15 protein-coding genes are annotated in these 22,867 nt (G+C 34.7%); 9 read left to right on the forward strand and 6 right to left on the reverse strand.

Features of this window, described 5'->3' with window-relative positions:
- Nucleotides 1-20: 20 nt before the first annotated feature.
- The 5 genes from ileS (at nt 21) to ERX46_RS00235 (ending at nt 8,836) form a co-directional block, all read left to right on the forward strand.
- Nucleotides 21-3,431: an isoleucine--tRNA ligase gene (gene ileS, locus ERX46_RS00215; protein WP_130091816.1), complete on the forward strand. Its 3,411-nt coding sequence runs from the start codon at nt 21-23 to the stop codon at nt 3,429-3,431.
- 55 nt (nt 3,432-3,486) lie between these two features.
- Nucleotides 3,487-3,882, forward strand: a complete 396-nt coding sequence (locus ERX46_RS00220) for a hypothetical protein (RefSeq protein WP_130091817.1) — start codon at nt 3,487-3,489, stop codon at nt 3,880-3,882.
- Nucleotides 3,883-4,066: 184 nt separating this feature from the next.
- The gene (locus tag ERX46_RS00225) at nt 4,067-4,606 is read left to right on the forward strand and encodes a hypothetical protein (RefSeq protein ID WP_130091818.1); all 540 of its coding nucleotides are present in this window, start codon (nt 4,067-4,069) and stop codon (nt 4,604-4,606) included.
- A 267-nt stretch (nt 4,607-4,873) separates the two neighbouring features.
- Nucleotides 4,874-7,276: a TonB-dependent receptor gene (locus tag ERX46_RS00230; protein WP_130091819.1), complete on the forward strand. Its 2,403-nt coding sequence runs from the start codon at nt 4,874-4,876 to the stop codon at nt 7,274-7,276.
- A 372-nt stretch (nt 7,277-7,648) separates the two neighbouring features.
- Entirely contained in the window at nt 7,649-8,836 is a 1,188-nt protein-coding gene (locus tag ERX46_RS00235; RefSeq protein WP_130091820.1) for a 1-deoxy-D-xylulose-5-phosphate reductoisomerase, read from the forward strand.
- Between the two features lie 195 nt (nt 8,837-9,031).
- Here ERX46_RS00235 and ERX46_RS00240 read toward each other — a convergent pair whose 3' ends face one another.
- Entirely contained in the window at nt 9,032-9,346 is a 315-nt protein-coding gene (locus tag ERX46_RS00240; protein ID WP_130091821.1) for a DUF3817 domain-containing protein, read from the reverse strand.
- Nucleotides 9,347-9,515: 169 nt separating this feature from the next.
- On the opposite strand from ERX46_RS00240, the gene ERX46_RS00245 reads away from it, so the two are divergent.
- On the forward strand, nt 9,516-9,815 hold the full coding sequence (locus ERX46_RS00245) for a cupin domain-containing protein (protein WP_130091822.1): 300 nt from the start codon (nt 9,516-9,518) through the stop codon (nt 9,813-9,815).
- Nucleotides 9,816-10,243: 428 nt separating this feature from the next.
- A complete protein-coding gene (locus tag ERX46_RS00250) occupies nt 10,244-12,043 on the forward strand; it encodes a T9SS type B sorting domain-containing protein (protein ID WP_130091823.1) in 1,800 nt (599 codons plus the stop codon).
- Between the two features lie 209 nt (nt 12,044-12,252).
- Here the strand turns inward: ERX46_RS00250 and ERX46_RS00255 are convergent, their stop codons facing one another.
- Nucleotides 12,253-12,558 carry a hypothetical protein gene (locus ERX46_RS00255; RefSeq protein WP_130091824.1) on the reverse strand — a complete coding sequence of 102 codons (306 nt, stop codon included), beginning with the start codon at nt 12,556-12,558 and terminating at the stop codon, nt 12,253-12,255.
- A 224-nt stretch (nt 12,559-12,782) separates the two neighbouring features.
- Here ERX46_RS00255 and ERX46_RS00260 point away from each other — a divergent pair, with 224 nt between their 5' ends.
- A complete protein-coding gene (locus tag ERX46_RS00260; RefSeq protein WP_130091825.1) occupies nt 12,783-15,761 on the forward strand; it encodes a leucine--tRNA ligase in 2,979 nt (992 codons plus the stop codon).
- Between the two features lie 228 nt (nt 15,762-15,989).
- Here the strand turns inward: ERX46_RS00260 and ERX46_RS00265 are convergent, their stop codons facing one another.
- Nucleotides 15,990-16,508: a biotin transporter BioY gene (locus ERX46_RS00265; RefSeq protein WP_165366100.1), complete on the reverse strand. Its 519-nt coding sequence runs from the start codon at nt 16,506-16,508 to the stop codon at nt 15,990-15,992.
- Nucleotides 16,509-16,668: 160 nt separating this feature from the next.
- On the opposite strand from ERX46_RS00265, the gene ERX46_RS00270 reads away from it, so the two are divergent.
- Nucleotides 16,669-18,660 (forward strand): glycosyltransferase family 39 protein, encoded by a 1,992-nt coding sequence (locus ERX46_RS00270; protein ID WP_130091827.1) that lies wholly within the window; start codon nt 16,669-16,671, stop codon nt 18,658-18,660.
- Between the two features lie 314 nt (nt 18,661-18,974).
- Here ERX46_RS00270 and ERX46_RS00275 read toward each other — a convergent pair whose 3' ends face one another.
- From ERX46_RS00275 to ERX46_RS00285, 3 genes are all read right to left on the reverse strand, one after another.
- Complete coding sequence (locus tag ERX46_RS00275) at nt 18,975-19,604, reverse strand: DsbA family oxidoreductase (protein ID WP_130091828.1); 630 nt, start codon at nt 19,602-19,604, stop codon at nt 18,975-18,977.
- 279 nt (nt 19,605-19,883) lie between these two features.
- Nucleotides 19,884-20,630 (reverse strand): LytR/AlgR family response regulator transcription factor, encoded by a 747-nt coding sequence (locus ERX46_RS00280; protein ID WP_130091829.1) that lies wholly within the window; start codon nt 20,628-20,630, stop codon nt 19,884-19,886.
- Between the two features lie 14 nt (nt 20,631-20,644).
- The gene (locus ERX46_RS00285; RefSeq protein ID WP_130091830.1) at nt 20,645-22,795 is read right to left on the reverse strand and encodes a tetratricopeptide repeat-containing sensor histidine kinase; all 2,151 of its coding nucleotides are present in this window, start codon (nt 22,793-22,795) and stop codon (nt 20,645-20,647) included.
- Nucleotides 22,796-22,867: the final 72 nt, after the last annotated feature.

The following is a 22,867-nucleotide window of genomic DNA, read 5'->3' on the forward strand; positions in this document are numbered from 1 at the left end:
CTGCAAAATAAAGGCAAATTATGAGCGCAAGATATCCAGAATATAAAGGGTTGAACTTACCCGAATCAGCAAAGAAAATCGCTGAAAAGTGGAAACAAGAAAATGTTTTCCAAGCTTCCATTGACTCGAAAGACGATGATAAAACATTCGTATTTTTTGAAGGTCCACCTTCTGCCAATGGATTACCGGGGATTCACCACGTAATGGCACGTTCCATTAAAGATATATTCTGTCGCTATAAAACGCTAAAAGGTTACAAAGTTAACCGTAAAGCAGGTTGGGATACTCACGGTTTACCAGTTGAGCTGAGTGTTGAAAAAGAACTCGGAATTACCAAAGAAGATATTGGAGACAAAATTTCTGTTGAAGATTACAACGCAGCGTGTAAGAAAACAGTAATGCGTTATACCGATGTTTGGAATGACCTGACTGAAAAGATGGGATATTGGGTAGACATGGAAAATCCATACATTACTTATGAATCAAAATACATGGAAAGTGTATGGTGGTTGTTAGGTGAATTGTATAAGAAAAACATGATTTACAAAGGATATACAATTCAACCGTATTCTCCAAAAGCAGGAACTGGATTGTCTTCTCATGAGATTAATCAACCTGGATGTTACCAAGATGTAAAAGACACTTCTTGTGTGGCTCAATTCAAAGTTGAAAAAGCAAGTCAATCGGTTTTTGGTGACGCATACAAAAATGAAGATGTGCATTTAATTGCATGGACGACAACTCCTTGGACTTTACCTTCAAATACTGCTTTAACAGTAGGAAAGAACATCGAATATGTAATCGTAAAATCATTCAATCAATATACTTTTGAACCGATTAACGTTGTTTTGGCTTCTGCATTATTAGGAAAGCAATTCAATAAATTGTTCTTTAAAGTGGACACAGTTGAAGACTTAAAAGAATACAAAGCAGGAGATAAAAAAATTCCATATTTCGTTGGAGAAACGTACAAAGGAGCTGAATTAAATGGAATCCGTTATGAGCAATTATTGCCTTATGCTCTACCAATGGAGAATCCAGAAAATGCTTTTCAAGTAATTTTAGGAGATTTCGTAACTACTGAAGACGGTACTGGAATCGTTCATACTGCACCAACTTTTGGAGCGGATGATGCCATGGTTGCAAAACAAGCTAACGTTCCTGGAATGTTGGTGCCTGATGCAAATGGAAATCCTGTTCCTTTGGTTGACTTACAAGGTAAATTTCGTCCAGAAATGGGTGAATTTGCTGGAATGTATGTGAAAAACGAATATTATGATGATGGAAAAGCACCAGAGAAATCTGCTGATGTTTTGATTTCCATTAAATTAAAAGAAGAAAATAAAGCTTTCCGTGTTGAGAAATACGAACACAGTTACCCACACTGTTGGAGAACGGATAAGCCAATTTTATATTATCCATTGGATTCTTGGTTCGTTAAAGTGACGGACAAAAAGGACCGAATGATCGAATTGAACAAAACCATTAACTGGCAACCAGAATCTACTGGAACTGGTCGTTTCGGGAAATGGTTGGAGAATTTGAACGACTGGAATTTATCGCGTTCACGTTATTGGGGTATTCCAATTCCAATTTGGAGAACAGATGAAGGTGAAGAATCAATTTGTATTTCTTCAATCGCACAATTGAAAAGCGAATGTGAGAAAGCAGTAGCTGCTGGAATTATGGAAAGTAATCCACTCGCTGACTTCGATCCGACAGATATGTCGAAAGAAAACTACGATAAAGTAGATTTACATAAGAATTACGTAGACGAAATTACGTTGGTTTCTGATTCAGGAAAACCAATGAAAAGAGAGTCAGACCTGATTGATGTTTGGTTTGATTCTGGCTCTATGCCTTATGCACAATGGCATTATCCTTTTGAAAATAAAGAATTGATAGACGAAGGGAAAGCTTTCCCTGGAGACTTTATCGCAGAAGGAGTAGACCAAACAAGAGGTTGGTTCTATACATTGCATGCAATTGCAACAAGTGTATTTGATTCTGTAGCTTACAAAAACGTTATTTCAAACGGTCTTGTTTTAGATAAAAACGGACAGAAAATGTCAAAACGTTTAGGAAACAGTGTTGATCCATTTGAGACTTTAGAAAAGTATGGTCCAGATGCAACACGTTGGTACATGGTTACAAATGCGTCTCCATGGGATAACTTGAAATTCGATACAGCTGGAATTAAAGAAACGCAACGTAAATTCTTCGGTACACTTTACAACACGTATTCATTCTTTACTTTGTATGCAAACATTGATGGTTTCTCTTATGCTGAAGACAGAATTGCAACCAAGGAAAGACCAGAAATTGACCGTTGGATTATTTCAAAATTGAATTCATTAATTGAAGATGTAGATACTGCATTCGAAACTTATGAACCAACAAAAGCTGGACGATTAATTCAGTCATTTGTAAACGATCAATTATCGAACTGGTATGTACGTTTGTGTAGAAGACGTTTCTGGAAAGGTGATTATTCAACTGATAAAATTTCAGCTTACCAAACTTTATATGAATGTTTGGAAGCAGTAGCAATATTAAGTGCTCCGATTGCTCCGTTCTATTCAGACGAATTGTTCTGTGATTTGAATGGTATTTCAGGAAGACATACTGCAACTTCAGTTCACTTGGCAGATTTCCCAACGGTAGACGCTGGAGATATAGACAAAGAATTGGAAGCACAAATGGAAATCGCACAACAGGTTTCTTCTATGGCATTGAGTTTACGTAAAAAGGAGAAAATCCGTGTACGTCAGCCGTTACAGAAAATAATGGTTCCTATTTTAGATCCAAGTTTTAAATCACGCATCGAGCATGTGAAAGATTTAATTCTTTCTGAAATCAACGTGAAGGAATTGGTCTTGTTAGAAGATACAACAGGCGTTTTAACGAAGAAAATCAAGCCGAACTTTAAAACAATTGGACCGAAATACGGTAAACAAATGAAAGCAATCGCCGGAATGGTCAATGCTTGGGGTGCTTCAGATATTGCTTCAGTAGAATCGAATAATGGTTGGTCAGGTGATTTAAACGGCGAGACAATTGAATTAGATAGCAACGATTTCGAAATTGTAACAGATGATATTCCAGGTTGGTTAGTGACTTCGGAAGGAGGAATTACTGTAGCAATGGACATCACAATTAGTCCGGAGTTGAAACAAGAAGGAATCGCAAGAGAATTGGTGAACCGTATTCAGAATTTCAGAAAAGAAGCTGGATTTGAAGTGACGGATAAGATTATAGTAACGATTGAAACTACTGAGAAAATCAGTGCTGCAATTGAAGAAAATAAAACATATATCGCTGATGAAGTATTGGCTAAGGACATCATAATTGGAGACCCAAAAGGAAATGTCTACCCTGCCGATATTGAAGAGGAAGGCGATGCAAAAATTGGTTTAGAAAAGGTAGGATAATTTATAAAGCTCTCGGAGAGGGATTCAGCCTCACCGAGAGTTATTTAATTGATTTATGACTGGAATTATTTTGGCTTTTGTTTTTCTTATTTGCTGGCTTATCGGAATGGTAACTATGTTGAGAATAGCACTTATTAAGAAAAAAATAAATTCTGAATTAGTATCAATTCCTCCTCGATACACATATACACCGAACACGAATCCTTTGGCTCAGTCTTCCGACAAAGTTGGAAGCAGCGCTACTCATTTTTTGAGGATGATCATTAACTTTGGTTCAATTAAATTCACCCGTTACTATGTCAATAGCTTAATAAATCTTTCAGAAATTGAGCGCTTAAACCATCAAGGTATCTCAATAAAAACAGAAAAGCTTATAAAATTATTTTCACTTTTTTCAAGAGTTTGGGTCATTGGAATAGTAGCTGTTTTTCTTGCATTTATTTTATCGTAACACTTTTTTTAGGCCTTGGCTAGCCGATTATAAAGGTTAGGTAAGCGTGATATCATGTCCTTCCGTCAAAATTTAATTAAGGATTAATCTCTCATCAATGGCGCTAATCATCGAAAAGCCACCAATCAATCATCAATAAGCCGCAAATGTATTTTTTTCGCAAGTAATGTTTACTTTTGTATAGATGAGAAACCGAATTCCAATATTATTTATTCTGGCACTTATACTGCCATTTATTGGAATATATGGTTGGTTGAAGTTTGAGAAAGCTGCGGTTCGTAGAACTGTAAAGCATAAGTTGATGGAAGGAATTCCAAAAGATGAATTGGTGCAATTTACTTTTGCTCATGAAGATACTTTAATCGTATTGGACTGGAAACACAGTATGGAGTTCGAGTTTCAAGACGAAATGTATGACATTGTTACCCGTTATTATACTGCCGATTCTGTGAAGTATGACTTATGGTGGGACCATGAAGAAACCGCTTTAAATCGGAAACTCGCTTCATTAACAAATGCCTTAATAAACCAAAATCCAAACGAACAATCCAGATCAGGATATGTGAATTTTGTTATTCGTTCCATGTATTGTTTTGATGGACAAATCGTATTAGAAATTCCTTTTCAACAAGAAAAATATTCCTCTCCTTATGTTAATGATAAATCTACTTTATTAGATAGAGGAACTCAACCGTTGTCACCACCACCCCGGTTTATCGTTTAAAATAATTCAATTTTAAGTAGTCTTTGCAAGAAAATTCCAAATACTGCGTTATGCTTGTTTTAAATTGCAGTCATTTATAAAAATAAACTCCTGACAATTAAAATTCCGATAGCTATCGGAATCACAAGCCTTGTCTTTGAAATTTTCTTATCAAAGACTTGATAATATCTAGTTTTCTTGCGGAGACTGTGTACAAAATTTCTACATTTTATATGGAGAGAAATAGCTGTGCAATGGAATCATATTTTTTAAATTAAACCAAAATAAATGAGATTTAAAATACTCATGGGAATGCTATTTAGTGTTTCCATATCGATGGCCCAACAGATTACCGTCATTGATAAAACATCAAAAGAACCAATAGAATTTGCTCAAGTAGGAAGCAAAGGTTCTACAACATTGTTAATCACCAATTCACAAGGTCAAGTTGATATAACTCCTTTTATAGGATTAAATGATATCATTTTCAGGCTTTATGGATATGAACCAAGAGAGTTTGATTACACTGAAATTGAAAACAATAATTTCAAAATTGAATTGGCTTCTAGCGTTTTCATGATGAATGAAGTTGTGATATCAGCGAATAAATGGAGTCAAATTTCTTCTGACGTTCCATATAAAGTGAGTCGATTAACAGCGAAAGATATTGCGCTTCAAAATCCACAGACTGCTGCAGATTTATTGAGCGTTTCTGGAGATGTCTTTGTTCAAAAGAGTCAACAAGGCGGCGGAAGTCCAATGATTCGTGGGTTTTCGACTAATCGATTATTGTACACAATTGACGGAGTTAGAATGAACACAGCAATTTTTAGAGGAGGAAATCTTCAAAACGTAATTTCTTTGGATCCATTAGCAATGGAAAGCGCTGAGGTTTTGTTTGGATCGAGTTCTACAATCTACGGAAGTGATGCGATTGGAGGAGTAATGAGTTTTCAAACTTTGAAACCAACTTTTTCATTAAACGATAAACCTTATGTGAAAGGAAAAGCGTTGATGCGTTATTCTTCTGCAAACAATGAAAATACAGGTCACTTTGATATCAACGTAGGTTGGAAAAAATGGGCAATTGTAACGAGTGTTTCGGCTAACAAATTTGACCATTTGCGTCAAGGAAGTAATGGTCCAGACGATTATTTGAAGCCTTTTCATGTTCAGCGAATTGACAGTGTAGATGTTGTCATTGCGCAGGAAGACGAATTGTTGCAAGTGCCAAGTGCATACAGTCAAATGAATTTGATGCAAAAAGTGCGTTATGCTCCAAATGAAAAATGGGATATCGAATATGCTTTTCATTATTCAGAAACAAGTTCTTATGGACGTTATGATAGACATCATGAGATGAAAGGCATTGCTCCAAAATATGCAGAGTGGGGATACGGTCCACAAAAATGGATGATGAATCAACTGTCTATCAATAACTATTCTAAGAATGTGATGTATGACCAAATGAGTATAAAAATTGCTCATCAAAATTTCGTTGAAAGTAGAATTGACAGAAAATTCAACAATAACAACCGCAGAACCAGAGAAGAAAATGTAACTGCGTACTCTGCAAACGTTGATTTCTCAAAGCGGTTCAGTGCTAAGAACAATTTGTTCTATGGAGTTGAGTATGTAATTAATGATGTTACATCAACTGGAATTGTTGAAAATATCAATACAGGTATTTCAGCACCAGCTGCGGCTCGTTATCCTCAGTCTCAATGGCAATCGCTGGGCGTTTATTTGAATGATGAACACAAAATCACAGATAAGCTAACTGTTCAAGCAGGTTTGCGCTACACACATTATTTGTTAGATGCTAAATTCGACAGTACTTTCTATTCTTTCCCATTTCAAGAAGCAAATCTTAACAATGGTGCATTGACGGGAGGACTTGGAGCAGTTTACAGCTTTGATGCGAAAACAGTTTTGAGATTCAATGCTTCAACAGCTTTCCGTTCACCAAACGTGGATGACATCGGAAAAGTTTTTGATTCAGAGCCAGGAGCAGTTGTAATTCCAAATCCAGAGTTAAGTGCAGAATATGCATATAACGTAGATTTGGGAGTGACAAGAGTTTTTGGAAACGTGTTGAAATTAGATTTAACAGGTTACTATACTTTACTTGAAAATGCTTTAGTGCGCCGTGATTTCCAATTAAATGGAATGGACAGTATCATGTATGATGGCTCATTGAGTAAAGTTGAAGCACTTCAAAATGCGGCAAAAGCCAACGTTTATGGAGTCCAAGCGGGTGTTGACATCAACTTAACGAATGGATTTATCTTGAGTTCAAAATTCAACTACCAAATGGGAGAAGAAGAAATGGATGATGGTTCATTAAGTGCGTCTCGTCATGCTGCGCCATGGTTTGGTGTAACGCGTTTGAGCTATACTTACCGTAAATTGCGTTTAGAAGTTAATGCGCAATATCAAGGTGAAAGAGTTCATGAAGACTTAGCAGTGACTGAGCAAGGTAAAAGTGATATTTATGCACTTGATGAAAATGGAAATACATATTCACCAAGTTGGTACACTGTTAATTTAAAAGCAATGTATCAATTCCACGATAATTTTACAATGAGTGGAGGATTAGAAAACATCACAGACCAAAGATATCGTACATACAGTTCTGGACTTTCCGGAGCAGGAAGAAACTTTGTTTTGTCGTTGATTGCTAATTTTTAAAGGGGAAGAAAGGTTTATTTTAGAAGAGGACTGTCGATTGGCAGTCCTTTTTTTTGGTTAAGGATGGAGAGCTCTGGCGTTGTAATGGAACGCGGATGACACGGATCTCCGATCGTGGATTTTCACGGACTTTGTTTGTAGAGATTTTGTTCACCTGTGGTGAGTTTTTTTACGCAGAGCTGCACAGAGGGTTTTCACAGAGTTTCACAGAGAAAATTTACCACAGCAGAATTGAACCTCTGCGTTCTTTGCGCTAAACCTCTTTGTCCTTTGCGGTTAACCCCTCAATCCTCCACAATTCGTAATTCTCCCATTCGTAATTCGTAATTGTTTCCCAATTGTTTCCTATTTTTACATTTAAAATACAACATCGTGGATACAGGAGTTCAAGAAGAAGAAAAAAAGACGAAAGGAATTGCCATTTTAGGTTGTACCGGATCTATTGGTACACAGGCTTTGGAAGTTATTGAAGCTTATCCTGATTTATTTGATTTGGAAGTGATCACAGCAAATAACAATGCTGATTTATTGATTGAACAAGCAATAAAATTTCAACCCAATACGGTTGTTATTGTCAACACTGATTTGCTTGAGAAAGTAAAAACAGCTCTTGAAGACCACGATATTCACGTTTACGGAGGAAAAGATTCGCTTTGTCAAGTAGTAGAATTTAAGGAAGTTGATATTGTATTGACCGCTTTGGTAGGTTATGCAGGATTAAAACCAACTATGCATGCCATTGAAGCGAAAAAAGCCATTGCTTTAGCGAACAAGGAAACTTTGGTTGTTGCAGGTGAAATGATCACCAAAATGGCCAGAGAAAATGCTGTAAATATTTATCCAGTAGACTCAGAACATTCAGCAATTTTCCAATGTTTAGTTGGTGAATTCCATAATAAAATTGAGAAGATTTATTTGACTGCTTCTGGAGGACCATTTAGAGGTTGGACAACAGAACAATTGAAAGATGTAAAACCAGAACAAGCATTAAAACATCCGAATTGGGAAATGGGTGCAAAAATCACAATTGATTCTGCGACTTTGATGAATAAAGGATTAGAAGTAATTGAAGCGAAATGGCTTTTTGCTTTAAAACCAGATCAAATTGATGTAATTGTTCATCCACAATCGATTGTCCATTCCTTGGTGCAATTTGAAGATGGAAGTATGAAGGCACAAATGGGATTGCCAGATATGAAATTACCAATTCAATATGCTTTGACTTATCCTGAAAGATTGAAAACAGATTATCCAAGATTCAATTTCATGGATTACCCAAATCTAACTTTCGAACAACCGAACAGAGAAGTTTTTAGAAATCTAGATCTTGCTTATTTAGCAATGGATATGGAAGGAACAGCGGCTTGTGCTTTAAATGCAGCGAATGAAATTACTGTTCAAGCATTTTTAGATAAGAAAATTGGATTCTTAGATATTGCAATCATCAACGAGAAAACAATGTTGGGAGTGGAGCATATTGCTAAACCAAAATATGAAGATTATGTTTCTGTGGATAGTGCAGCAAGAAAATTTGCTGAGCAGTTGATAAAAGGCAATTGATAATTAACAATTGATAATTGAAAAATCGTGATCGTGTAAACTGGATTTGAAAAACATTAGCCAAAAAAAAACGCTATGTTATTCAACACAGCGCCTTTTTGAGTAGTAAGTCAAATGGTTTAGGGTGTGGTGAATAAATGCTTTTAAAGATAATCCTACTATCTTGATAGAGTAAAGTTAAACTCTTTTATTTAATTATTTGAACTTTAGACTTTTTTCTTGTTCTTTTTTGAAAATTTTAGCATCAGCCACGAAAGTTCCAAAGGGAATTAGGGAAGATAAATATGCCCAGACATTTGTCATAAATGACCATTTTTTGTCAAGGTTTACAACAAAAACCATGATACAATAAGCGATAAATAAAAAACCATGTGCCATTCCTACAATTTTATTTGCTGTTGGCATATCTAAGGCATATTTCATATACATCGTTAAACCTAAAGCAAGGTAAGAAATCCCTTCTACCAAAGCCAAAACTCTGAGTATTCCTAAACTAGTTGAAAAATTCATTTTTTTTTGTGCAAAGATAGCAATTATAGAGGGTGATTTGGGTTAGGGAATTGTTAAATGATGAGGTGATGTTTGGAGCTAATTATTTAATACGAAGAAGATTTACTGTTCAACAATAGTTTTTTGTAATTTCTTGAATTAGTAATAAACATTTTTAAACTTAGAAATTATGAAAGAAGTAAAAATGCCAAAAACGATACTTTTAGAGAAAGGAAAAGTTTTTAAAAATCTTAAAATGATTGCAGAAGGTAATTCAATTGGTCCAAAGCATTTGTCTGTAGAAGAGTCCATTTTAACCATGATTAAAGGGAAAGCTATTTTAAAAATGGAAGGTAAAGAGCATCAATTAAACGTTGGTGATGCGATAATAATTCCTGGAGGAATAGAACATTATTTAGAAATTATTGAAGATACCGAAGCAATTCACACAATGTCTGTAGTTAATAAGATAAAGATGTTGAAGGAATAGAAATCATTCTTACTGCGCTACTTTATCGTTACCGCTTTTAATCTTTACTTGCTCAAATGAACTTAAAAAAAATTATCTTTTTCTTTTCACAGACTTAATAACAACAAGCATAGAATATGATTTTAACGCAATCGAAAAAAGTTATAGCGAGAAAACAGAAGTAAAATCGCTTAATAAATTTATCCTCTTATCATACCCACTAAGTTCCATCTACATTTAAAACAATATTAATAAAGCATCGGGTTTTGAAATTCAACAAGGATTAATTATTAAAAACATTGAAATTTTATTAGCAACTCTTGATATTTAGATGAATAGTTACAAGTATTTCATTAAGAGTATATAATTTACTAACTTAGATGACATAATACTACATAAGTTAGCTAAGTTATATCAAAAACGTTGTGAAACTTGACAAAAAAAAGAATATGAAATCAACATTATCAGCATTTTCCTCATTAATCATTATCATAGGATTACTTTTTGGAACAAATTCCATTGCGAATGCACAACAAGGTGACATTATAGTTACTGCATGTGCTACTGCTACTTACACCTTGAGTTCAGGTACATCCATTCATTTTTATGACGATGGCGGGCCGGGAGGAGACTGTGCAAACGGAGGAAGTGTTGCAAATGGTAACTATGCAAACTCTGGCTGTGAAACAATAACAACTATATGTCCTGCTCCTGGTGAAACCTTAAATGTTGATTTTATAGTTCTTTCCATGTTTGCAACACCAAGCGGTTTTGATTGGATGGTTATATACGAAGGTCCAACTACAACTGGTAATATTTTATTTGATAATCGCAGTGGAGGGCCTGACAACCCGAATGCAACAAGTTGTACTTATGATAACAGCGCTCAATTCTGTATTACTGATAACTGCTTCACTTTCCGATTCTATGCTTCCAGTGTAGTTAATAAGGAAGGTTGGGATGCACTGGTCTCTTCTACTCCGACTTTAGGGCCAGGATCAATAGATATTGATGTTACAGATCCTACTTGTACAACTGACGGTTCTGCTGAGCTTTTGAATTATGATAACACTTTAACTTATGTTTTTACACCAGCTGGACCTACGATAGGGCCTTTAGGAGAAATTATAGGGGCTAATTTTGGACAAAACTATTCTATTGAAATACTTAATGGGGCTTGTGGTGTTGAAGCTTCTTTTCAAATTAAAGCGCAATTCATTACCCCAGATGCACCAGATTTTGTTATTACAGCGCCTACTTGTTTAGCTGATGGTTCTGCTGAGATAAATAATTATCTTGTTGGAGCAACTTACACATTTACACCTGCTGGGCCTTCCGTTGGGGGTGCTGGTGTAGTCACTGGGGCAACCTTCGGACAAAATTATTCTGTTGAAGTTGATAATGGCAATTGTACTGCCACAGCTACTTTCCAAGTTGAAGAGCAATTCGATACACCAATACCTGATTTCTTTGGTGATCTACTTGAAGGATGTAGTCCTCATACCGTTACTTTTATTGATACATCCGGATTTGCGAATGCAACTTGTACATGGGATTTTGGTGATGGTAATACTAGTAATTTATGTGACACTGTCTCGCATATCTTTACAGGAGGAGGAATTTATGATGTAACATTAACTATGGAAAGTGAGTTTGGGTGTATTGGAGATACGACCTTAATAAATTATATTGAGGTAGCAGATGATCCAATTGCTGATTTTACAGCAGATCCGATGATGTCCGATTATACTGATACCGAAGTGAATTTCACGAATGAATCTACTAATGCAACAAGTTATATTTGGGATTTTGGTGATTTATCTCCTCAAGTGAATGATGTTGATCCCGTTCATGAATTTCCAAATGGTGTTGCTAATAACTATACTGTAACGCTCTATGCTATGGGTGACTTAGGATGTGTTGATACAGCAACTTTAGTGATAATCATTAAAAATCCAGATCTTGATTTTTCTATTCCAAATGTATTTACACCAAATGGAGACAATGAAAATGACTTCTTTCAAATGGTTAACGTTGAAAATATTCCTGAATTAGAGATTGTTATTTTAAACCGTTGGGGAAATCTTGTCTTTGAAAGTGGAGAAGTAAACTTTAAATGGAACGGATTAATACAAAATAATGGGGCAGAATGTTCTGATGGAACCTACTTCTATAAAGTTATATTAAAAGACCTTAATGGAAAAGAAATTACTGAACATGGTTTTGTTCAATTGTCGAGAGGCAAATAATAGTACCTTCAAGTTTGTTTGTTTTAGCGTTTAAAAGGGTTGAAAAAGTAAGAAAAAACACCTAATTTATTGATGGCCTTCAATAAGAATTAGCTAAACTTCAACCGATGATACCGCTGTTTGAACGTTTAAGTTTATTGTGAATAATAAGTGAACGTCCAGTTAATACAGTAATCTATTAAGCAGGCTTTTTAATAGCAGTCGTTTTTTTATTCTTCGATATTTTGTTCATCTTCTCTTTTAGAGGTGATTTTAAACTCTTTAATTGTGTAGCCAGTAGCTGCTGCAATTTCTTTAAAATTTTCTTCGGTGTAGACGATTTTAGATTCAAAAAAGAATACCCCATCTTCAATGTGTTTATCGTATTCCTCTAAATGTTGAGAAAAATCATCAAAAACTTCTTTAGGTTGCTTGTCGTTTAACGATTCTACCTCGAAAGCATATTTATGCTGTGAAAATGATAAAAATGAGAACCCTATGAAGAAAGATGTTATAACGTAGTTTTTTAAGTACATAATTGAAATAGTTAATGATTGTTCCTACGAATCTAATAAATAATTGGTTAAGTAACACTATTGTCCGATGAGTATATGTCTGTGAGTTTTACTGATGGGGAATTTTATTCCTTTACTTATAAAAATGTTGCTGCTCCTTATAAATAGTATTCAGAAACTTTACTTGCTCAAATGAACCTAAAAAAAATTATCTTTGCCCTTTCAAAAACGAAACAGCAACAAGCATGGAATACGATTTTAACGCGATAGAGAAAAAGTGGAGAAAGTACTGGCGAGAAAACAATACTTACGAAACGAAAATAGATGCTACTAAACCTAAATATTATGGTTTAACGATGTTCCCTTATCCTTCTGGTGCCGGACTTCATGTCGGACATCCGCTGGGTTATATCGCTTCTGATATTTATGCGCGTTACAAAAGATTGAAAGGATTTAATGTATTGCATCCAATGGGATATGATTCATTTGGTTTGCCAGCTGAGCAATATGCTATTCAAACGGGTCAACATCCTGCTGTTACGACTGAAGAAAATTTGAAACGTTACCGTTCACAATTGGATAAAATTGGTTTTTCATTCGATTGGTCAAGAGAAGTAAGAACGTCAGATCCGCAATATTACAAATGGACGCAATGGATTTTTAAACAATTATTTGCTGCTTATTATTGTAAAGATGCCGATAAAGCTATGCCAATTGAAAACCTAATTTCTGTTTTTGAAAAGGAAGGAAATGCAAAGGTAAATGCTGTTACTGCTTGTGAAACTGAATTCTCTGCTGAAGAATGGAATGGTTTCGATACTGAAAAGCAAGCTGCAGTTTTGATGGAATACCGATTAACGTATTTAGCGGATTCATGGGTAAACTGGTGTCCTGCATTGGGAACTGTTTTGGCCAATGATGAAATCGTAAACGGTGTTTCAGAACGTGGTGGACATCCTGTTGAGCAAAAATTAATGCGTCAATGGTCCATGCGAATTACAGCTTATGCCGAACGTTTGTTGAAAGGATTAGACAAATTAGATTGGTCTGATGCCGTAAAGGATATTCAACGCAATTGGATTGGAAAATCTGTTGGTGCATCTGTTAACTTCGATGTTGCAGATCACGATGAAATAATCTCCGTTTTCACAACACGTCCAGATACAATTTACGGAGTTTCATTCATGGTTTTAGCACCAGAACATGAATTGGTTGCTAAAATTACAACAGTAGAATATAAAGAAGATATAAAAAGCTACAAGCAAAAAGCTGGATTGAAATCAGAGCGTGACCGTATGGCGGACACAAAAACGATTTCTGGACAATTCACAGGAGCTTATGCTGTTCACCCTTTAAGTGGAGAAAAAATTCAAATTTGGATTGGAGATTACGTTTTGGCTTCTTACGGAACAGGTGCTGTAATGGCAGTTCCATGTGGAGATCAGCGTGATTGGGATTTCGCAAAACACTTTGATATTCCAATTAAAAATATTTTTGCTGATGTTTCAATTGAGGAAGAAGCGTACACTGAGAAAAAAGGAACAATCGCTAATTCTGAATTCTTAAACGGATTAGAAGTTGGGGAAGCGATTCAAAAAGCAATTGCTGTTTTAGAAGAGAAGAAAATTGGAAAAGCGAAAACGAATTACCGTTTGCGTGATGCTGTTTTCTCTCGTCAGCGATACTGGGGAGAACCATTTCCAGTCTATTATGACAATGGAATTCCAAAGACAATTGAAGACCAATATTTACCAATCGAATTACCAGAAGTAGATAAGTATTTGCCCACTCCAGATGGAAAACCACCATTAGGAAATGCTGATAATTGGTTTTGGGATGCAAAAAACAATGAATTAGTAGGAAAAGATAAAGCAGAAGAAGAGCATGTTCATCCAATGGAATTGAACACAATGCCAGGTTGGGCGGGAAGTTCTTGGTATTTCTTGCGCTACATGGATCCACATAACGATAAAGCATTTGTTGCCAAAGATAAAGTAGATTACTGGAGCAATGTAGATTTATACATCGGAGGAGCAGAGCACGCTACCGGACATTTATTGTACGCTCGTTTTTGGTCAATGTTCTTGCATGATTTAGACTTTATTCCTTTCGAAGAGCCGTTTAAAAAGATGATTAATCAAGGAATGATCTTGGGGAGAAGTAGTTTTGTTTATAGAGTTAATCCTATGTATACTATTTTAGGAGGAAGTATTCCAACAGATGAAGCTAAAAGTATACTGAATGCTAAAAGCATATTTATAAGTTTAGATCAACTAGATACGGTTCGAAAGTCAGAAAGTCCAGAATGGAAATTAAATGAGTTAGTAGGTAATCACTTAAGTGATGCTCATCCTGGGATTTCATTTGATGGGATTTCGTATGATTTGTCAAAAACCACTCAAATTCACGTTGACATCAACATCGTAGACAATGATAAATTAGATGTTGAAGCTTTCAAAGCATCTCGTGAAGAATATGCAAACGCGGAATTTATTTTAGAAGATGATGGAACTTACATCTGTGGAAATGAAGTTGAAAAGATGTCAAAATCTAAATTCAACGTTCAAAATCCAGATGATTTAGTTGAGAAATATGGTGCGGATACTTTAAGAATGTACGAAATGTTCTTGGGTCCAATCGAGCAAGCAAAACCATGGGATATTAAGGGAATCAACGGAGTAAATAACTTCTTGCGAAAATTATGGAGACTTTTCCATGACCAAGAAGGAAATGTTGTTGTTTCTGATGGAAAAGCAGATGCTCAAGCATTGAAAACGATGCACAAAACCATCAAGAAAGCGCAAGACGATATGGACAGATATGTGTTCAATACGACGGTTTCTGCAATGATGATTTGTGTGAACGAATTAACAGAACAAAAATGCCATAATAAAACTGTTTTACAGGATTTAGCTGTGTTGTTAGCACCTTATGCGCCTCATATTGCTGAAGAATTGTGGGTTGTTTTAGGAAATGAAGCAGGAACAATTTCAGATGCTAAATACCCAATTTGCAACGAAGAATACTTGGTTGAAGATGCATTCGAATATCCAGTTAGTTTCAACGGAAAAATGCGTTTCAAAGTTGAATTGCCAAACAATTTATCGAAAGACGAAATAGAAAAGGAGATTCTAGCAATGGAGAAATCACAACATTATTTGGAAGGGAAAGTTCCGAAAAAAGTGATTGTTGTTCCTGGGAGAATTGTGAATATTGTGGTTTAAATAATTACGAATTTCCCACCCGTAGAGGCGCAATGCATTGCGCCTCCACGGGTGGGAAATCCACGGGTGGGAAATCCACGGTTGGGAAATCCACGGGTGAAAAAATGGTATATAAAAAATCCGTGAAAATCCGCGTTCGAAGATCCGCTATATTTGCGGTGACTGCGATGCACTGAGCCTGCCGAATGTGAGCATTGTCGAAGGCCCGCGTTCCATTACAGCGCCTAATCAACCTTTCGAAGTCAACCCTTTTTTAATCAACCAACCCAATAATCCACCAAGTAATATCTTAATCAGTCCACCCAAAACAAAAGGATTAAAACCATAAAGTAGGGCATCCGAGATTCCTAAATTAAAAGCCAATCTGGTTACACCAAATAGTAAAATAACCAGCGTTCCAAATAGAGCAGCCAACAAAGAATTCATAAATGTGTTTTTTAATCTCTCCGAAAGAAACCCACTCAAAATTCCACCAAATAGAAAGCCAATAAGGTATCCACCACTATTTCCTGTAAAAGCAGAAACTCCATTCCCGCCATCGGCAAAAATTGGAACACCCAGTAATCCAATGATGAGGTAAAGCAAAATCGAAATGGTTCCTTCCTTCAAACCTAAAACATAAGCCACCAACAAAACCGCCAAACTTTGTCCAGTGACGGGAATGTTTACCTCCAAAAGATTTAATTCAATTTGAAACTGGGTGAAAAGGATCACTACAAACAATCCTATAAAAATACGTAAGCTCATTGTCATAGTGTAAAATTATAAAATAAACGTTTTAAAATCTGTTTTAACCTCTATTCATCGCAAGTGAAAAAACTTAGCGAATTTAGCGTAAACCTCTGCGACACTTTGCAATTAATTTTTACTAATATTGTACTTTACTCAAAACTGTAACTTGCTTCTCATGAAACAACTTTCAAATCAATGGATTCTGTTCATCATAATAGTGATTTCTGTAATTTTAAGAATATTTAATTTTGCAGAAATTCCATTTGTTCATGACGAATTTAGTGTACTAAGACGATTAGATTATAATAGTTTTTCTGATATAATTACGCACGGAGTAATGGTCGACGGTCATCCCGCTGGAATACAAGTTTTTTTAGTTTATTGGTCTAGGATTTTTGGAGTTTCAGAAGTCGCAATTAAATTTCCATTCATCGTTTTCGGAGTTCTTGCCGTCTATTTTACTTATTTGATAGGAAAAAGTTGGTTCAATGAAACAGTTGGTTTATTGACTGCCGCCCTGGTTTCTAGTTTACAATATACAGTAATGTTTAGTCAGATTGCCCGACCTTACATTAGCGGATTACTCTTTTCATTAATGCTGGTTTATTATCTCTCCAAATTAATTCAAAAGCCTGAGAAAAACTTTTTATTAAATGGAATATTATTTATCATTTCAGCATCATTATGTGCCTATAATCATCATTTTAGTCTGTTATTTGCCGCAATTGTTGGAATAAGTGGTGCTTTCTTCATAAAAAAGCAATTTCTCCTAAAGTATATTTTATTAGGTGTTGGGATTTTTGTTTTATACATTCCTCATTTAGGAATATTCTTTCATCAATTAGGATTGGGTGGAGTAGAACAGTGGTTAGCCAAACCAAAACCAGATTTTATTCTAGATTTTCTCAAATTTGTTTTCAATCATTCATACATCTTAATGCTTGCCGTTTTTGTAATCGCTTTATGGTTTTTAATCGTGAAGAGATCATCCGATGATTTCCGTGCGAAAGTGAACTATAAATACTATATTTTATTTTTCATTTGGTTCTTTCTCCCTTTGGCAATCGGATATTTTTATTCAGTGAAATTTAGTTCTGTTTTACAATTTTCAGTGTTAATTTTTAGTTTCACATTTATTCTGTATTTGTTTTTTGCTCACCTTCCCAATTGCAAACCAAAAACGAATCTAATTCTAGTCATAATTATACTTGGTGCAGGAACTTATTCTTTGGTTTTTGAAAGACAACATTACAAATATTTTTATCAATCCTCCTACATTAAAGTGTTGAGAGATTACGAGGAAATCACAGGGGAAGAAGAAAGTATTTTCGCCATTATTCAATCTGTAAAAACAACGAATGATTACTATACTAAAACGCTCGGAGTTGACACAAATTATAAATGGTTTGATGATTTCGAATCGATGAAGGAGTTTAAGCTATTTATTATAGAAAACGCACCTCAATTTGACAAGCTTTATTTGGGAAGTTTATATGATCTCCATCCTACTGCGATTCCAATAATTCTTGAATTCTATCCTTACATAGAAATAGAAAACAATTACTTTGGAGGAGCAACTTATCTTTTTTCTAAAAAGAAATCTATAGAGAATTCTACAACAAGTTCTCAAAATAATAAGCAAATATCGTTGATTACTGATCTGAATTTTGAAGAGTCGAATCTTTCAAAACAGATGACTTCCGGATGGAATTTTAATCCTGAATCAATAATAGATTCAATTGCTTTTTCAGGAGCAAATTCTTACTTGATGGATAAAAATCAAGAATGGGGACCACTGTTTGAAATGCCATTGGATGAAATAACTAAAAATAAAACAGATTTCATTGATTTTTCAGTTAGGGCAAAACCGATCAACTCTTTCAATGGAGCAACATTGGTTGTTTCTTTGGAAGTGGATGGAGAATCTATTTATTGGATCGGAACAACACTCGAAGAATTAGAAATTTCAGACAGTTTAAATCCTGATTGGAGTAGCTTCTATGCGTCATTAAAATTACCAGATATCTATTTGAACTACAATGATATTCAAGTAAAAACCTTGATTTGGAATAAAGGAAAAAGTGAATTTCTAATTGATGATTTTAAGGTAGAATTGAGAGTAGGGAATGGCGTTGTTTATGGAGTTTATAACGATTTGGTTGATTGAGACAGAGGTTTTTTGATAATGAATTAAAAAATCTTGAAATTGGCAATTTTCGTAAGTTCTCTAACGTGAAATAATACGCCAATTCAGGAAATTACTTTTCTTATGTAAAATGTTTAGCAGAAATCATGATCGCTCCAGAGATTCTAGAGCTGATCAATGAAGATAACGCAAGAAGAGTTTTCAATCCAGTTTTGGAGAAGTATATGGGGAGAGATTGAATAAGCTATAATCATTTATACAAATCCCCATCCTCAAACGAAATCCCCAAACTCGAAGCCTGCCAAAAGCATACAGCCAAAAGCCTACAACCCTAATTACTCAGCCCCAGCCTTTTCTAAAGCTCCTTTAAAAACTTCAACACCTTGTGCTCCAGAAATAGCATATTTCCCATTCAACACAAAAAATGGCACTCCTTGAACTCCAATATCTTTTGCTCTTTGAATATCTGCTTTAATATCCTCAGAAAAAGCGTCACTATTTAAAACCGCGTTACACTTGTCTTTTGAAATTCCAGCCATTTCTGCTAAAGCTTGCAATGTTGGTGAATCGTCAATGTTTTTTCCTTCTTCGAAGTGTGCTTTCAGTAATAACTCTTTTACTTCAGCTTGTTTTCCTTCTTGCTTTGCTAAATGTAAAATTCGGTGAGCATTTATTGAATTCGCAACAATTGATTTGTCAAAATCGAAGTTTAAACCCTCTCCTTTTGCCATGTCTGTAACTTGTTCATACATTTTCTCAACCTCTTCCAAAGACATTCCCTTGGCATTTGCTAAATGTTGTTTTGAACTTATATTCGGATCCGTTTTTAATGACGCATCCAATAAAAAACTTTTGTATTCTATTTCTATATTATCAAGATTCAATGCTTTTACTGCCTTTTCAAATCGGCGTTTTCCGATATAACAAAACGGACACATTACATCACTCCAAATTTCTACTTTCATAACTTTTATCTATCTTTTTATTCTAACAATAATGATATGGGTTTGTTTTTGAATAAGATGTTCATATTAGAAGTTTCCAATAATCTTATCACCTCCTTGCTCCCTACTCAATACTCCCTACTCAAAACAGTAAAACTGCTTCACTCCAAATTTGCTACTTTCATAACTATTGTTTTCCTTACAAATCTAACAATTATGAATTGAATTTGTTTCTAATTTATTGCAGTGGATTACTGTAACTGATAAGCAAGGCGGCTGAGCGGAGCCGAAGCCCAATCGTTAAAGCGAATCCAAAATCTCCAAAAACCTTTCTCTACTCAATCTAGATAAAGGAATTTCTGTTCCATCCTTCATCACAATTGTGCCGCCATCACCGCGATCATAACGTTCCAAATAATTGATATTAATGATGTGTGATCGGTGACAACGAATAAAATCGGGTAAACATAAAGTGTCTTCGTAGTCTTTTAATGTACGCGATGTAAATACTTTTCTGCCATCGTTTAAATAAAAATAGGTGTAATTTCTGTCCGATTGGCAGTGAACAATATCTTTGACATCGAAAACATACATTGAACTCTTGGTTCGAATCACAATGCGCTTATTATTGTTCTTCAAATTAGTAACCAACGTGTCATATCTTATAGATAAATCCGACTTAGTTTGTATGGCGTCAATAGCGTTTTCAAGAGCGCTTTCGAGTTCTTCAATTTCAACTGGTTTTAGGATGTAATCCAGGGCAGAAAACTTAATTGCTCGAATAGCGAATTCTTGGTGCGCAGTAATGAAAATGATCTGGAAACTTTTGTCTTTTATTTGGTCCAAAAGATCGAATCCTGAACCATCGGGCATCTGAATATCCAATAAAATGATATCAGGTTTATGTTTTTGAATTGCAATTAAACCAGACTCAACACCGTCAGCTTCATCAACAACTTCTAGTGGGAAATTTGTCTGAGAGACCATTTTATTTAACATTGAGCGTGTGCGTCTTTCGTCATCTATAATGATTACTTTATATTCCATAAGCGAGTAGTCTTTTAGTTCATTTTAAATGGCGTTGAAATGGTAATGCTTGTTCCCGTTTCATTCTCTTTGTCCAAATCTTCAATTTTCAGAGATCCCTTAATTTTGTATTTCTCATTAAGTAAAGAGATTCTTCCTTTCGTTAATTCGATAGCCATACTGCGGTGATTTTCTGAATCAGCAGATTTCTTCTTTTTAATGGCCGCCTTTCTTCCAACACCATTGTCTTCTATGATAAATATAAATAAATTTCCGACAATTTCACATTTTATTCGGATGAGTCCATTTTCCACATTATCTAAATCTCCATGTTCAATTGCATTTTCAATAAATGGTTGAACCATCATTGGTGGAATAGCAATTCTTGAATGATCTTCATTTATATTGTCTTCAATTATGAATTCAAATCGGTCTTCAAAACGCATCTTTTGAATCACTAAATAACGATTGATGATTTCTAATTCTTTGTCTAAGCTAATGAATTCTTTGGCGTTGTTTTCAAGGATTAATCGCATCAATTTTGAGAAATGGATCAAGAATTTTGAAGAGTTAACAATATCTTCGTCATAGATATAGCTTTGAATTACAGACATTGCGTTGAAGATGAAATGTGGATTCATTTGCGAACGTAAAAGTGTCTGTTGAAGCTCAATTTCCTTTTGTTTTTTCTTAAGTTGTTCTTGTCTATTTCTGTTTCTAATATTGATGTAAATTGCTACGAAAAGACCTAATGAAATCAAAAGTATTATAATTATTAAGCGATTTTGCTGCTTTGAATTCTCCAGTTTATTCTGAACTAACAAGCGCTGAGAAAGCTCTTCTTCAAGGGCTTTTTCTTGTTCTATAATTTTACGTTCCTTTTGTTCAGATTTAAAAAGTTCACTTAATTCAGCAACTTTTTGCGCTGTTTCTTGCTTGTGAATACTATCACTAAAATTAATATACCTTTTGAAATATTCATTCGCTTGGCTATAATTACCTTGTTCAACTTTTATATGAGCAAATTGTAAATATGCTTTGTTCAATGGGATTACATGGTTTTTTGCTTCCCAATAAGCTATGGCTTTCTTTATGTTTACTTCGGCTTGATATAATTCATTTTTCTTGAGAAATAGCTGAGATATTAAATAGAAAAGCTCACCTTTTTCAACTCTGCCATCGTTTTCTTTTGAAAATTCAAGGCTTAATTCATAATTTTTCTCCGCTAATTCTGTATCGCCATTATCAAAATAAGCCTTTCCAATATTTTTGTGGACATTCGCAAGACCTTCGCTGTTGTTGATGTTATAGAACTTAATCAATGATTTTTGGTAATATTGAATACTCTTATTTAATTTGTTTTGTGTATTGTATAGTTCCCCTAAATAATTAAAAAGTTGACCTGAAATAAAATCAATATTTAATCCTGTAGCAAGTTCCTGGGCTTCCAAAAATGATTCTTCTGCTTTTTTGAAGTCACTCAATTTATATTGGATATTCCCAATGTTTATCAAGTGACTAATTATGTTGGCTGTAAGATTGTTTTCCTTGGAAAAAGAAATTCCTTTCTGGTGATTAATAATGGCCTCTTCAAAGTCCTCTTTGTCTAAATGAATTAAAGAATTGATATCGTAAATAAAAGAAGCTACTGTTTTTAGCGGACTTAGTTTGGCATATTTAATTGAAGAATTATAGTATTTTGATTGCGAATTTCTATCTATTCCTTCAACACAAGTTGATATGGCGTAGAATAAACTTTTACGCATTGGATCATCATAATCTTTTAAATTCCTTTTGATTTCTTCGTAATCTTCTTTGGAAATACTTTCTTTTTTTGCGCATTTCAACATCCCTTTTACTAAAAGAAGATCTGCTTTATTTAATTGATATTTAGAAAAATCTGGGGATCTCAATGAACCACTCAATCGGGAATTGTTGAAATAGGTAATTAATAAAGCAATTTTCCCGTTGTCAGACAAACTAGAAATGTATTTGTTCCTCTTATTAATAACCGAATCGCAAGCCAGTGTGTTGATTTGACTTAAATGCCTAACCCATTCTAAATAATGTTTTTCTTTTTCTTCATTCGATGCTGAATTTTCGATTTTTTGGACATAATTAATTTCATTCTCTGAATAAACAGAGAATGATACCAAAACCATGAGAAACGAAAGAATAAGCTTCATAAACTTAGTATATTTCCAATAAAACGAAATTTAGGAAAATATTTTCATACACTTTATCATTTTGGATATTAT

The sequence above is a fragment of the Brumimicrobium glaciale genome (assembly GCF_004152935.1).
GTDB lineage: Bacteria > Bacteroidota > Bacteroidia > Flavobacteriales_D > Crocinitomicaceae > Brumimicrobium > Brumimicrobium glaciale.

Excerpts from the sequence above, each read along its gene's own strand:
- ERX46_RS00220 (WP_130091817.1), top strand. The coding sequence starts at position 3,487 with ATGACTGGAATTATTTTGGCTTTTGTTTTTCTTATTTGCTGGCTTATC.
- ERX46_RS00225 (WP_130091818.1), top strand. The coding sequence starts at position 4,067 with ATGAGAAACCGAATTCCAATATTATTTATTCTGGCACTTATACTGCCA.
- ERX46_RS00270 (WP_130091827.1), top strand. The coding sequence starts at position 16,669 with ATGAAACAACTTTCAAATCAATGGATTCTGTTCATCATAATAGTGATT.
- ERX46_RS00265 (WP_165366100.1), bottom strand. The coding sequence starts at position 16,508 with ATGAGCTTACGTATTTTTATAGGATTGTTTGTAGTGATCCTTTTCACC.
- ERX46_RS00230 (WP_130091819.1), top strand. The coding sequence starts at position 4,874 with ATGAGATTTAAAATACTCATGGGAATGCTATTTAGTGTTTCCATATCG.
- ERX46_RS00285 (WP_130091830.1), bottom strand. The coding sequence starts at position 22,795 with ATGAAGCTTATTCTTTCGTTTCTCATGGTTTTGGTATCATTCTCTGTT.
- ERX46_RS00275 (WP_130091828.1), bottom strand. The coding sequence starts at position 19,604 with ATGAAAGTAGAAATTTGGAGTGATGTAATGTGTCCGTTTTGTTATATC.
- ileS (WP_130091816.1), top strand. The coding sequence starts at position 21 with ATGAGCGCAAGATATCCAGAATATAAAGGGTTGAACTTACCCGAATCA.
- ERX46_RS00280 (WP_130091829.1), bottom strand. The coding sequence starts at position 20,630 with ATGGAATATAAAGTAATCATTATAGATGACGAAAGACGCACACGCTCA.
- ERX46_RS00240 (WP_130091821.1), bottom strand. The coding sequence starts at position 9,346 with ATGAATTTTTCAACTAGTTTAGGAATACTCAGAGTTTTGGCTTTGGTA.
- ERX46_RS00250 (WP_130091823.1), top strand. The coding sequence starts at position 10,244 with ATGAAATCAACATTATCAGCATTTTCCTCATTAATCATTATCATAGGA.
- ERX46_RS00255 (WP_130091824.1), bottom strand. The coding sequence starts at position 12,558 with ATGTACTTAAAAAACTACGTTATAACATCTTTCTTCATAGGGTTCTCA.
- ERX46_RS00260 (WP_130091825.1), top strand. The coding sequence starts at position 12,783 with ATGGAATACGATTTTAACGCGATAGAGAAAAAGTGGAGAAAGTACTGG.
- ERX46_RS00245 (WP_130091822.1), top strand. The coding sequence starts at position 9,516 with ATGAAAGAAGTAAAAATGCCAAAAACGATACTTTTAGAGAAAGGAAAA.